11 protein-coding genes are annotated in these 12,941 nt (G+C 33.2%); 7 read left to right on the top strand and 4 right to left on the bottom strand.

Annotation, left to right across the window (positions count from 1 at the left end; genetic code table 11):
* The gene (locus RMR09_RS09625) at nt 1-702 is read left to right on the top strand and encodes a hypothetical protein (RefSeq protein WP_310595584.1); all 702 of its coding nucleotides are present in this window, start codon (nt 1-3) and stop codon (nt 700-702) included.
* A gap of 1 nt (nt 703) precedes the next feature.
* Here RMR09_RS09625 and RMR09_RS09620 read toward each other — a convergent pair whose 3' ends face one another.
* Together RMR09_RS09620 and RMR09_RS09615 are read right to left on the bottom strand one after the other, a co-directional pair.
* Nucleotides 704-3,163 (bottom strand): TonB-dependent receptor plug domain-containing protein, encoded by a 2,460-nt coding sequence (locus tag RMR09_RS09620; RefSeq protein ID WP_310595652.1) that lies wholly within the window; start codon nt 3,161-3,163, stop codon nt 704-706.
* Nucleotides 3,164-3,183: 20 nt separating this feature from the next.
* Nucleotides 3,184-4,878 carry a M23 family metallopeptidase gene (locus RMR09_RS09615; RefSeq protein WP_310595583.1) on the bottom strand — a complete coding sequence of 565 codons (1,695 nt, stop codon included), beginning with the start codon at nt 4,876-4,878 and terminating at the stop codon, nt 3,184-3,186.
* 184 nt (nt 4,879-5,062) lie between these two features.
* Here RMR09_RS09615 and RMR09_RS09610 point away from each other — a divergent pair, with 184 nt between their 5' ends.
* The 3 genes from RMR09_RS09610 (at nt 5,063) to rny (ending at nt 7,428) form a co-directional block, all read left to right on the top strand.
* On the top strand, nt 5,063-5,353 hold the full coding sequence (locus RMR09_RS09610) for a hypothetical protein (RefSeq protein WP_310595582.1): 291 nt from the start codon (nt 5,063-5,065) through the stop codon (nt 5,351-5,353).
* A 6-nt stretch (nt 5,354-5,359) separates the two neighbouring features.
* A complete protein-coding gene (locus RMR09_RS09605) occupies nt 5,360-5,653 on the top strand; it encodes a cell division protein ZapA (protein ID WP_310595581.1) in 294 nt (97 codons plus the stop codon).
* Between the two features lie 209 nt (nt 5,654-5,862).
* On the top strand, nt 5,863-7,428 hold the full coding sequence (gene rny, locus RMR09_RS09600; RefSeq protein ID WP_310595580.1) for a ribonuclease Y: 1,566 nt from the start codon (nt 5,863-5,865) through the stop codon (nt 7,426-7,428).
* Between the two features lie 60 nt (nt 7,429-7,488).
* Here rny and xerD read toward each other — a convergent pair whose 3' ends face one another.
* Nucleotides 7,489-8,388 (bottom strand): site-specific tyrosine recombinase XerD, encoded by a 900-nt coding sequence (gene xerD / locus RMR09_RS09595; protein WP_310595651.1) that lies wholly within the window; start codon nt 8,386-8,388, stop codon nt 7,489-7,491.
* A gap of 78 nt (nt 8,389-8,466) precedes the next feature.
* Entirely contained in the window at nt 8,467-9,012 is a 546-nt protein-coding gene (locus tag RMR09_RS09590; protein WP_310595579.1) for an outer membrane beta-barrel protein, read from the bottom strand.
* 217 nt (nt 9,013-9,229) lie between these two features.
* Here RMR09_RS09590 and RMR09_RS09585 point away from each other — a divergent pair, with 217 nt between their 5' ends.
* The 3 genes from RMR09_RS09585 to RMR09_RS09575 all read left to right on the top strand — a co-directional run bounded on the left by RMR09_RS09585 (nt 9,230) and on the right by RMR09_RS09575 (nt 12,897).
* On the top strand, nt 9,230-9,829 hold the full coding sequence (locus RMR09_RS09585) for a porin family protein (RefSeq protein ID WP_310595578.1): 600 nt from the start codon (nt 9,230-9,232) through the stop codon (nt 9,827-9,829).
* A 74-nt stretch (nt 9,830-9,903) separates the two neighbouring features.
* A complete protein-coding gene (aroQ, locus tag RMR09_RS09580) occupies nt 9,904-10,317 on the top strand; it encodes a type II 3-dehydroquinate dehydratase (protein WP_310595577.1) in 414 nt (137 codons plus the stop codon).
* A gap of 147 nt (nt 10,318-10,464) precedes the next feature.
* Entirely contained in the window at nt 10,465-12,897 is a 2,433-nt protein-coding gene (locus RMR09_RS09575) for a DUF5686 family protein (protein ID WP_310595576.1), read from the top strand.
* Nucleotides 12,898-12,941: the final 44 nt, after the last annotated feature.

Below are 12,941 nucleotides of genomic sequence, written 5' to 3'. Positions count from 1 at the left end.
ATGTATCTTAATAATCCAAATATCAAACTCCCTGAAGATCCAGACACTATTGTTTGGAAGTATTTGGATTTGTCTAAATTTTTGGATTTACTGCTATCTCGCAAATTATTCATGTCGCGATCGGATAAGTTTGAAGATCAATACGAAGGTACTTTTAGCGAACCTACCTACGAAGAGATTAAAAAGTTAGCGATTAATAATCCTGACTTTCTTGATTACTACAAAACCCATCGCGAAAAAGTAGCTATCAGCAGTTGGCACATCAACGAATACGAATCGTTTGCTATGTGGCAAATTTTCACCCAAAACAGTGAAGGATTGGCTATCCAATCCACCATTGGACGACTGCAAAAAGCGTTGGAACCCGAAAAAAACTTAAAGCAATACATCGGACAAGTGAATTATATCGATTACAAGAAAGAATACATTCCGTTTGACGATATGTTTTTCCCATTCTTGTTCAAACGAAAAAGCTTTCAATACGAACGCGAAGTCCGTATTATATCCGACACTTCAGAAACTAAAATCCACATTAATGATGGTATTAAAATCAATGTAGATATCAGCCAATTAATTGATAAAATCTACATTCACCCCAAATCAGAAAACTGGTATAAAAACTTAGTTATCGAATTGGTATCCAAATTAGGTTTTGATATTGAAATTGAAAAATCAGATTTAGAAAGCGATATTCTGATTTAGCTTACAATTTAGCCGTCAATTTGATATTGAACACGCGCGTAGTCATATAATTCGGGATAGCATATTGATTTTTAGAATATAAATCGCGAACCCAAGTATTCGTAATTGCATTTTGATTGTTAAAAAGATTAAAAATTTCAAAACCTACAGCCAATTCTTTACAATTTCCTAACCAATTTTTCTTGAAAGAGTCTGTTTTGTTATCAATCAAAATTTTAGAAAAACCAACATCGGCACGGCGATAATCACGTAGTCTGTTTTGGTATAAATACGGATCAGCATACGATGGCGAACCACCAGGCAATCCTGTATTATACACTAAATTCAAATAGACTTTCATACTCGGAATATTGGGCATATAATCTTGGAACAATAAGCCAAACTTCAATAGTTGGTCTGTAGGTCGAGCAATAAAACCTTTATCACTGGTATTTTCTTCAGTCTTTAAATACCCAAAACTAAACCACGATTCGGTTCCAGGTACAAATTCGCCATTCAATCGAAGGTCAAATCCCTGCGCATAGGCTTTCGCCAAATTATTGGCTACATACCGAATTCGGACATTGTCAATCGTATACGTATTTACATCCGACATGGATTTGTAATAGAGTTCTGAAACCAATTTGAATGGTCGATTCCACATTTTAAAATTATAATCATTCCCAAGAACCAAATGAATCGATTGTTGCGCTTTGACATTCGGTTGCACATCTCCATCTGCAGCTCGCAATTCTCTGTAAAAAGGAGGTTGGTAATATATCCCTCCTGACAATCGAAACACCATATCTTTTTTCCAATCGGGCTGAATGGAAATTTGAGCGCGCGGACTCCAAACTAATTGTGATTTTCCTAGTTCATTAGCACCTGAAACTTCCCAATTATGGAAACGCAACCCTGCGTTATACCAAACCTTATAGGCTCCAATTGTTCCTTTAGAGTTCCATTGGGCAAAGCCCGAAAATCTATTAATGGTAGTATAATTAGTCGCTCTAACATTTTGATACGGAACAAGTGGACCGGTATAAACCAAATTAGGTTCGTCTTTTTGAGGTAAAACAATAGGCGGAGGGATAGAAAAACCGGCTGAATCAATTACCTCCCACTCCACTACTCGATCACGTATTGATTCGCGAGTATATTTTACACCCCAATCCAATTGGCTTTTCTTCCAATCGTGAAAACCTTTCAATTCGATGTTGGCAATTAAAGCATCTAAATTATTTCGGGCGTGATTTAATTGCGAACCAATCCCGCGAGAATAATTTACTTTACCATAGGTTTCAGAAGCTACATTAGCATCTACTTCACCCAAACGATATTGTGCCAAAACATCAAAATATTCTTGTTCGGTAGTATGATAAACCGAACCAATGAATTTTAAATTAAAATTTTCGGTTGGCTTAAAGGTTGTTTTTATAGCCCCAAAATAAGTATCGTACTGGTCTTTTTCTTGTCCGTCATAATACACTAATAAAGCCATGGGCTGATCTAAAGTTCCAAAATTAGTTTGACGCGTCAAGGGTTGGAATTGGTACTTATTTTTTGATATGTTTCCTAAAAAACTCCATTGCCATTTGGCGGAAGCCTGATAATTGACATTCGTTTGAATATCGGCAAAGCTAGGAGTGTAATTCGTTTGCGTTTCTTGGCTTTTTACCAAAAGACTATTATTCCGATAACGCACCCCTGTAATGGCAGACCATTTTTTGTTTTTAGAAACCGCATCAATCGAGGCGCTTCCACCTAAAAAACTAGCTTCGAAATTAGCTCCAAAAGCAGTTGGTTTACGATACGTAATATCCAAAACCGAAGATAATTTATCTCCATATTTAGCTTGGAATCCTCCTACTGAAAAATCGATATTTTGAACCAAATCCGTATTGGTAAAACTCAAGCCTTCTTGCTGACCTGAACGAATTAAAAAGGGACGATAGACTTCAATTTCATTGACATACACCAAATTCTCATCATAATTCCCCCCACGAACAGCGTATTGAGTACTTAATTCATTATTCGAATTGACTCCAGCGAAGGTTTTTAAAATAGTTTCGACACCAGCATTTGCCCCAGGTATTTTTCGCAAGACTTCAGGAGAAATAGTTGTAATACCTTGAATTCGTTTGGTATTATTAGCTGTTACAATTACTTCTCCCATTTGCTCCATTCGATTATTCAGTACTGGATTGAATTCGAAAACTTCATTCGGTTGCAAAAACAATACAATTACCGAAGTCTTCAAAGCAATATGGGTAAAAACAATAGTTGCTTTTTTGTTGGCAGGAATTGTTAGTTCGTAAAACCCATTCGAATTGGATTGAGTTCGAGCTGTCCCTGAAGTAATAGAAACATTGTCTACGGCTTGTTTATTTTCGTCCAAAACGACTCCTCTTAACTTGGCATTTTGAGCCAAAGTCGAAAATCCAATTCCGAAAAACAGAAGAATAGAGAGAAATGTTGGAATACTTTTCAAGCGCTTTTTTTTTATTTTTTTAGACTTCGAAAAAATCGAGTTTCAAAGGTAGTAGAATTCCCTACATTATCAATTACAATTACCTTCAACTCGTTAGCTCCTTCTAATAACTGCTCATCATTGAATATATGCGTAATTTTATTGGTCTTATTATCGTACTCAAACAAAACCCATTTACCATTTAAATACCCATTATAGGATTTAATTCCTGAACTGACATCCGAAATTTGAAACTGAACAAGATCATCACTCACCCATTTCCCTTCGATAGGTTTTAGAATACTAACTTTAGGGGCAATCGTATCGCTCACTAATTTATATTTTCCTAAAGTCTTTACTTTAACACTAAAAACACTGTCTTTTTTATAAGTAGAATTATAACTTATTTGGTCTCCATCTAACCTTCCAATAAACATTTTTTCACGCTGTTCTTTTGAAAATTGACTATCGATTATTGAAATCGTAAAATTAGTATGAGCTGGAACGGTATCGTCGTGTAAGTACAACACCTTATTTTTTACATCAAAATTTAACGCAAAGTCATCGTAAAAGGTTCCTGATGGAAAAAACACAGCGACATTTTCTTTTTCAAAAATGTTGTCCTTATTGGCCTTAATAAAATACTTAGAAACAATGGGTTCTGCTGGAACAACTATTGGAGTGGAGTCATATTGAACAGGCACAGACACAATTGATGTATTTCCAAAAAAATCAGCCACTTCTATACGATACAATGCATCCAAATTAAGCATTGGAGTGATTTGTCCTTTTGCTTCATCTGTTTTGATAAAAGGCAAACCATACTTGTTTTTCATGAATAGTTTCTGAACTCTCTGTTGGGTTTTCTTATATCTCGAATAATCAATTAAAGCATTTACATAACGCATGTCGTCAAAAGAATAAGTGTCAAATTGGTAACCAAAACTAGGTTGGCCATTCAAAAATGAAGTAACGCTATACACTCCATTTTTATTGAACGAAACATCATCGTAATCATCTGCAATAATTCCGAAACCAATCGCACCATTCGCTACTACTTTATCCGCCAAAAAAGTACCGTCTTTTTGTAACGAATAATTTAACAAAATAGGTCGTTGCGATTTATTTACCGTCGTTTTTGTAGTCAAAGGATATACATACAAGCCTGAAAGCGAAGGTTTTTTAGTATCCTTAAATCCTGAATCAAAACCAAAAAGCATTGGATTAATGATGTATTCCGTTTTTGAATCACGAATCTCAAAATGCAAATGAGGTCCTTCTGAAGCTCCTGTATTTCCTGAAATAGCAATCCACTCTCCTTTTTTTATAGGAATTTCTCCTGGTTTTAAATACATTTCAATTTCAAAAGCCTGTTCTTTATAATGTGATTCAATAATAAAATCTTGAATAGCACCTACTGCTTTTTGCAAATGAGCATACACTGAAGTATAGCCATTGGGATGGGTAATATAAATGGTTTTTCCGTTACCAAAAGTGGAGATTTTAATTCTAGACACATAACCCTCTGCCGCTGCATATACTTTTAAACCTTCCTTTTGTTGGGTCTTAAAATCAAATCCAGCATGAAAATGATTGGGACGTAATTCGCCAAAATTTCCAGACAATTGCATTGGTATATCCAAAGGCGGACTAAAATAGTCTTTCGGAAAATTATTTTGAGCCAATAGTGTACTACAAAAAAGAATACAAAAAAGAAGGAATCGCATAGAATTACATTTTTGCTAAGGTAAAAAAACAAAATCAGAAATAAAATTGGAATTGAAACGAAAAAAAACTTAACCCTTTGTTTAGTAATAATTTACTAAATTTTAAATAAAAAAGCAAATAAAATATTGTATTAATAAAAAGGAATACTAACTTTGTAAGATTAAGTAATGAATTGGAATACTAATGAGTGTAATTGCGGAAATAATTGATACTCTTGAAAATAAGATTGAAAAACTTTTCACTAGAATGGCTAGTTTAGAGAAAATCAATCAGGATTTAAAGACCGAATTAACCAATACTACAACAATCATACACAATCAGTCTCGTGAGATTGATGCTTTGAAAAAAGAGTATGAGGCTCTAAAAATAGCCAACTCATTGCTTGGCAGTGAAGAAAATAAAAGAGATACTAAGCTTAAAATAAATTCATTAATTCGCGAGATTGATTACTGCATAGCTCAGCTATCAGATTAAAAAGATATGGACGAAAAGCTTAAAATAAAAATATCAATTGCAGACCGAGTTTATCCTTTAACGGTAGATCCGGCACAAGAAGAAGGACTAAGAAGTGCTTCTAAAAAAATTGATACCATGATTAAGCAATTTGAAGAAAATTATGCTGTTCGTGACAAGCAAGATGTATTAGCCATGTGTGCTTTACAATTCGCTTCTCAGGTAGAACAAAAACAAATCGATAACGCAATTGATGGAGTAGAAACCATCGAAAGATTAAATAAAATCAATTCGGTATTAGACGAATATCTCAATAAATAATACGTTCTTAACATAGACTAAGATACTGCCTACATTAGTTCAATTTGGTAAACTCAACACTAACAATTTAGAATGAGCGAATCGTCACTACTATAGCACGCCTCACTTCGGTAAGGAAGCTTGAACAGTGAGTTAGCTCAAAACTTGTCTTTTCGAGTTTATACAAGCACCTAATGTAGGCTTTTTTTATATATAAATTTTTAATTAACATGGACAACATAGTAACAATTATCATTACTGGAATTATAGGTGTTGCAGCTGGTTTTACAATCGCTAAAATCATTGAAAAAAGCAACATTTCGAATCTCATCAAAAACGCAAAAAAAGAAGCCGCTTCTATTTTAAAAGACGCTAATTTTGAAGCCGAAAACATCAAAAAAGATAAAATTCTTCAAGCGAAAGAAAAATTTATCGAATTAAAATCAGAGCACGAACAAGTGATTTTGGCTCGTGATAAAAAAGTCGCTGAAGTAGAAAAAAGAGTTCGAGATAAAGAATCTCAAATCTCTAACGAATTGGCTAAAGCCAAAAAAATAAACGACGATTACGAGGCTAAAACAGTTGAATATACTTCAAAACTTGATATTCTAGAAAAGAAACAAGCCGAAGTAGAAAAAATGCATAAAAGCCAATTGCAACAATTAGAAGTTATTTCTGGATTGTCTGCTGAAGAAGCTAAAGACCAATTAATTGAGGGATTGAAAGCGGAAGCTAAAACTCAAGCAATGTCTCAGATTCAAGATACGATTGAGGAGGCAAAATTGACTGCACAACAAGAAGCAAAGAAAATCATCATCAATACTATTCAGAGAGTAGGTACAGAAGAAGCGGTAGAGAATTGCGTTTCTGTATTCAACATTGAATCGGATGATGTAAAAGGTAGAATCATTGGTCGTGAAGGAAGAAATATCCGTGCTTTAGAAGCCGCAACCGGAGTTGAAATCATTGTTGATGATACACCAGAGGCAATTATCCTTTCTTGTTTTGACCCTGTTCGAAGAGAAATTGCGCGTTTATCATTGCACAAATTAGTTACTGATGGACGTATTCACCCAGCGCGTATTGAAGAGGTAGTTGCTAAAACTGCTAAACAAATTGATGACGAAATCATTGAAGTTGGTAAGCGTACCGTAATTGATTTAGGAATCCACGGATTGCACCCCGAATTGATTAAAGTAGTAGGTAGAATGAAATACCGTTCGTCTTACGGACAAAACTTATTGCAACACTCGCGCGAAGTTTCTAAGCTTTGTGGAATCATGGCAGCTGAGTTAGGATTGAATGTAAAATTAGCGAAGAGAGCTGGTTTATTACACGATATTGGTAAAGTTCCAGATACTGAAAGTGATTTACCACACGCTTTATTAGGTATGCAATGGGCTGAGAAATACGGCGAGAAAGAAGAAGTTTGTAATGCTATTGGAGCGCACCACGACGAGATTGAGATGAAATCATTGTTATCTCCAATTATCCAAGTGTGTGATGCTATTTCAGGAGCTAGACCAGGAGCTAGAAGACAAGTATTGGATTCTTATATACAACGTTTGAAAGACTTAGAAGAAGTAGCTTACGGATTTGGCGGAGTGAAAAGTGCTTATGCCATCCAAGCGGGTAGAGAATTACGTGTGATTGTAGAAAGTGAGAAAGTTTCTGATGATAAAGCATCTAACTTATCATTCGAAATTTCACAAAAAATTCAAACTGAAATGACCTATCCAGGTCAGGTTAAAGTAACTGTAATTCGAGAAACTAGAGCAGTAAATATTGCTAAATAAAGTACCTTGATTTCAAAATAGGAAGTCCAAATTTCAATATTGAAATTTGGACTTTTTTATTTAATCCTTACGCGGATGAAAGGTATTCATGACTTCAGTAAGAAATTTTCTATCCAAATGAACGTAGATTTCAGTAGTTGTAATCGATTCATGTCCTAACATCAACTGAATTGACCGCAAGTCGGCGCCATTTTCCAATAAATGTGTTGCAAACGAATGACGTAACGTATGCGGACTAATAGTCTTATTCCAATTGATTTTGGAAGCCAAATCTTTGATGATAGTGAAAATCATAGCACGAGTCAACTGACCTCCTCTTCTATTCAAAAACAAAGTGTCTTCAAATCCTTTTTTTACAGATATGTGACTTCTGATATTCTCTTTGTATAACTGGATGTATTTTTGTGTTAGATTGCCAATAGGAACAAAACGCTGTTTATTTCCCTTACCTGTAATTTTTACAAATCCTTCCTCAAAAAACAAATCTGATATTTTCAAATTTACCAATTCAGACACACGAAGTCCACAACCATATAAGGTTTCTAGCATTGCCCGATTTCGTTCTCCTTCATTAGAAGACAAATCAATAGCGTTGATTAAAGCATCTATTTCTTCCACAGAAAGCGTATCGGGTAATTTACGACCCGCCTTGGGGGTTTCAATTAATTCTAGTGGATTGTCAGAGCGATAATCCTCGAAAACTAAATAATTAAAAAAACTTTTTAAACCTGAAATGATTCGAGCTTGGGAACGAGGATTCACTTGCTTTGAGACACTATAAATGAATTGCTGAATGGTTTCTTCAGTAATTGAAACGGGGGAAACTTGAATTTGATTTTGATCTAAAAAAAGACACAATCGATCCACATCAAAAGAATAATTTTCGATGGTGTTCTTTGACAATCCTCTTTCGATCTTCAAATACGATTGGTAATTTTTAATATATGTTGTCCAATTCACTAAACAAAGAAACGGAAATTTTGGACATAAAAAAACCACATCAATTGATGTGGTTTTCAATTATATTGGGGGATCGTTTTAGAAATGTAGTGCAAAGCCTAAATTCAACTGAAAAGTATCTGACGAGGCGTAATTTTGATTCAAGCTTACATTATATCGGATGCCCGGCTCAATACTCACATTTTCTCCTAAAAACCAAGCATATCCCGCTTGAATTCCAAAATACGATGGGTTTTCAGAAGCATCTTTTATTGAAGCACCTGAATAGTCTAATTGAACCGGAAATTGACTTGCGATGTAATATTTTACTCCTATTTTATAGGAAAAAACATTAGTATCTACTATATCATTTTTCATACCTCCGTAACCTAATCCAAATTTCACAGCCAAATCATCAATAACAAAATAACCTGCTTCTGCACCTATATTATATATTGAATTCCCATTTTCTGTAGCATAACTAAAGTTGGTGTTGGAACCAACTGGGGTTCCAAAATTAGTATTGGCTTCAATTAACCATTTTCCTTCTGCCGTTTGACTTCCATCACTCATAGTTTTTGAATCTTGAGCATTACAAAAAACAGATGTTACGATTGTTGTCAGTGTTAGAATAATTTTTTTCATGATGTTGCTATTTAAAATTTATACGCACAAAATTACTTACAGAACACAAAATCACCATAACAAACTCGTTAACAGTTATATAAAACCGACAAACTACAGAAATCACCCTCTATTTTATCTACAAATTATTCTTACATTTGCAATTAGAATTATATTTCATATAATAAATATCCCAAACTGATGTTTTACAACTAAACCCAACACTAAAACAAAAATCATGAAAAAAAATCGTATCACAATCTGCCTTATTCTTCTTGCTTCGATAGCTACTCAAGCACAAATAGTAAAATTCGGAATTAAAGGAGGTTTTAATTATGCTAATCAAACGGGTACCGATATTACTGTAAATAGCACCACCTACAAATCAGAGGCCATTACGAATTATCATTTTGGTCTTGTTGCTGAATTTCCGCTTGGAAATACTTTAGCAATACAACCTGAATTATTATACTCTACTGTAGGAGCCAATTACAAACAATCTGGTATGATGCTATATTATGCAGGTACTTCAAGTATAATAACTGACTTTAATAACAAACTAGGATATATTACAATACCAGTATTAGCAAAAATCAATTTAAGCAAAACTTTTAGTTTAGATTTAGGACCCCAAGCTTCCTTCTTATTAAGCAATAAAAATGATGTTTCTATTAACGATACCAAATCATTTGATTTTGGAGCTGCGGCTGGTTTAGGCATAAAAATTACAAAAGGAATCTTTTTGCAAGGACGTTATGTAGTTGGACTTAGTGAAGTTTCAACCAATGCAAAAACAAAAAATTCAGTACTACAAGTATCTGCAGGTTTCTTCTTCTAAAAAGAAATCAACTATTTTATAACAACCGTTCTTTTATTGGAACGGTTTTTTTATTTTTACAAAAATATAGTATTATGAAAATTTGCATCATCAACGGCCCCAACTTAAATCTTTTAGGAAGACGTGAACCTGAGGTATATGGAAGTCAAACTTTTGAAGATTATTTCAAAATTTTAAAGGCTAAATTTCCAACAATTACATTCGAGTATTTTCAAAGTAATATCGAAGGAGAGTTGATTGGGAAAATTCAGGAAGTTGGTTTTTCTTATAATGGGATCATTTTAAATGCAGGAGCATACACACACACTTCTATTGGTATTGGAGATGCTATCAAAGCAATAACTAGCCCCGTTATAGAAGTACATATTTCTAACACCTTTGGGAGAGAAGAATTCCGCCATCAATCCTATATTTCAGGGAATGCAAAAGGAGTAATATTAGGATTTGGTCTTAAAAGTTATGATTTGGCGATACAATCGTTTATATAATTAAAAAACGTCCTTTTTACTTAAATTTTAAACTGTATCCAATCTATAATCCAACAATATTTGCAAAACAGATGCGTTAGATTCTAATAAATATAAATTAAACCCATGAAAAAATGCTACGCCCCCTTGCTTTTTTTAATCTCCTTTATGAGCTTTTCTCAAATCAAAGGAACTATTTCTGATGAAAAAGGAAACTCAATTCCTTATGCAATAGTTTTTGAAGAGAACACCTACAATAGCACCACAGCTAATGAGAAAGGGGTTTACGAACTAAATGTAAAAAAAACAGATAACCATACTCTCATTTTTAAATCATTAGGCTATAAGACTAAGAAAGAAAAAATAACTACTACTGAATTCCCATACACGCTAAATGCAGTTTTAGCTGAAGAAAATCTCGCCTTAAATGAAGTAGTTATTAATACAAAAGTAAATCCCGCATTAGCTATTATTAAAAAAGCCATTGCTTCAAAAAAAGAAAACGCAGAAAAAACCAATCGATTTACTGCTGATTTTTATTCCAGAGGGATCTTTAAAATAAAAAACTTACCCAAAAAAATTATGGGAATGAAGGTAGATATGGAAGATAAAATGTTATCCTATCTAGATTCCACCGGTAGCGGAATTATCTATCTATCCGAAACAGTTTCAAAAATTTCATTTGAAAAACCAGATCATTTTAAAGAAAAAATAATCGCTTCAAAAATAGCAGGAGATAATAAAGGGTATAGCTACAACACCGCATTGTCAAGCAACTACAGTTTTTATAATAATGTGGTTAAAATTGGAACAAATCTAATTTCTCCAATTGCTAACAATGCTTTTAATTATTACAAATACCAATTAGAAGGGTCTTTTTTTGACGAAAATAATCATCAGATTAACAAAATTAAAGTCACTCCAAAACGCGATAAAGACCCCGTATTTGAGGGCTATATTTATATTGTTGACGATAGTTGGGCCATCTATGCTATTGATTTAACAATCAAAGGGTATCGAATGAATAATGAATTCACCGAATTTTTTCAACTAAAACAAAATTTTGATTATAATTCAATTAACAAAATATGGGCTAAAAGTAACCAATCCATAACTTTAGTAGCAGGTGCTTTTGGAATACAATTTACTGCAAACTTTAATCACGTATTTTCTAATTATAATTTTCTTGATTCATTTGATAAAAACACATTCACAAATGAAATTTTAAGTATTGAAACTACTGCTAATAAAAAAGAAAATCAATTTTGGAATACTATTCGTCCAATTCCTTTAACAACTGAAGAAGTTTTAGATTACTCTAAAAAAGATTCGATTGAAACAGTTAGAGAATCCAAAAAATACTTGGATTCAATTGATGAAAAAAAAAACAAATTTCATTTAATGAATGTTATTAATGGCTACACCTATAAAAACTCATACCAAAAATATTCGTTCCACTATAATGGCCTAGTTGATTTAAGCTCACTCAATTTTAATACGGTGCAAGGCATAAGTTTGTCTTCGGGCTTTTCTTTTTCTAATTGGAATGATGATCTTGGCAAAAAAACCAATATCAAAACTACATTTAATTATGGGTTTTCAGATGAACGTTTACGAGTAAGTGCTGAATACAAACACCAATTTAACAATCAAAATTACGCTAAATTAGCTATTTTTGGAGGAACAAAAGTCAGCCAATTTAATGCAAACGAACCGATTAAGGGCTTTATTAATGACATTAGCGCCACCTTTTTCAAAGACAATTATATGAAATTGTATAATAAGGAGTTCTTTGGTGTTCAATACAGTCAAAACATTGCCAATGGGGTAAATTTAGAAGGAAAAGTAGACTATTCACAAAGAAAGCCTTTGTTCAACACCTCTAATTATACATTCCTTAAAAATGACAAATCATACACCTCAAACAATCCGCAAGCACCTGATGATTATATAAACCCAGGATTCGAAACTCACCATTTAACTACATTTAATTTGAACGCCACAATAAATTTTGGTAACAAATTCATTACAAGACCTGACGGAAAATACAATATAAAAAACAAGAAATATCCTTCGCTTTTTTTAAATTATGAAAAAGGATTTGCGGCCAATGAAAAAAAATACGAATTTGACAAAGTAGAGGCTAAAATTTCTTATAATATGCTGTTGAAAAACAAAGGTGAGTTGGCTGTAAATTTCAATGTAGGAAAATTTTTCAATGCCGAAAACATTGCTTTTATTGATTACAAACACTTTAATGGAAATCAAACCCATATTGAATTAAGCGAAAAATATTTAGATGCTTTTCTATTGATGCCTTATTATTCCAATAGTACCAATACTAGTTATTTTCAATTGCATTCAGAATACAACGATAATGGATTTATAATGAATAAGATTCCATTACTAAATAAATTAAAATCCCAATTAGTAATGGGTTACCATGCTTTAGGAGTTCCAAATAAAAAACCATACAATGAATTCAATATAGGCTTAGACCGTCTTGGCTTTGGAAAATTTAAGATATTCCGAATTGATTACGTTCGTACTTATGAAAATGGTATAAAAACTAATGGGCTTGTATTTGGACTGAAATTATAAATGCTTAAAACCAATAAAGGCGTTGAAAATTTCAACGCCTTTAT

The organism is Flavobacterium sp. (assembly GCF_031537875.1).
Lineage (GTDB): Bacteria > Bacteroidota > Bacteroidia > Flavobacteriales > Flavobacteriaceae > Flavobacterium.
This window is presented reverse-complemented; position numbering and strand designations above follow the sequence as displayed.

Bases quoted from the DNA above. Each gene is read 5' to 3' on its own strand.
- RMR09_RS09615 (WP_310595583.1), bottom strand. From the start codon at position 4,878: ATGCGATTCCTTCTTTTTTGTATTCTTTTTTGTAGTACACTATTGGCT.
- aroQ (WP_310595577.1), top strand. From the start codon at position 9,904: ATGAAAATTTGCATCATCAACGGCCCCAACTTAAATCTTTTAGGAAGA.
- RMR09_RS09605 (WP_310595581.1), top strand. From the start codon at position 5,360: ATGGACGAAAAGCTTAAAATAAAAATATCAATTGCAGACCGAGTTTAT.
- RMR09_RS09590 (WP_310595579.1), bottom strand. From the start codon at position 9,012: ATGAAAAAAATTATTCTAACACTGACAACAATCGTAACATCTGTTTTT.
- RMR09_RS09585 (WP_310595578.1), top strand. From the start codon at position 9,230: ATGAAAAAAAATCGTATCACAATCTGCCTTATTCTTCTTGCTTCGATA.
- RMR09_RS09610 (WP_310595582.1), top strand. From the start codon at position 5,063: ATGAGTGTAATTGCGGAAATAATTGATACTCTTGAAAATAAGATTGAA.
- RMR09_RS09575 (WP_310595576.1), top strand. From the start codon at position 10,465: ATGAGCTTTTCTCAAATCAAAGGAACTATTTCTGATGAAAAAGGAAAC.
- RMR09_RS09625 (WP_310595584.1), top strand. From the start codon at position 1: ATGTATCTTAATAATCCAAATATCAAACTCCCTGAAGATCCAGACACT.
- rny (WP_310595580.1), top strand. From the start codon at position 5,863: ATGGACAACATAGTAACAATTATCATTACTGGAATTATAGGTGTTGCA.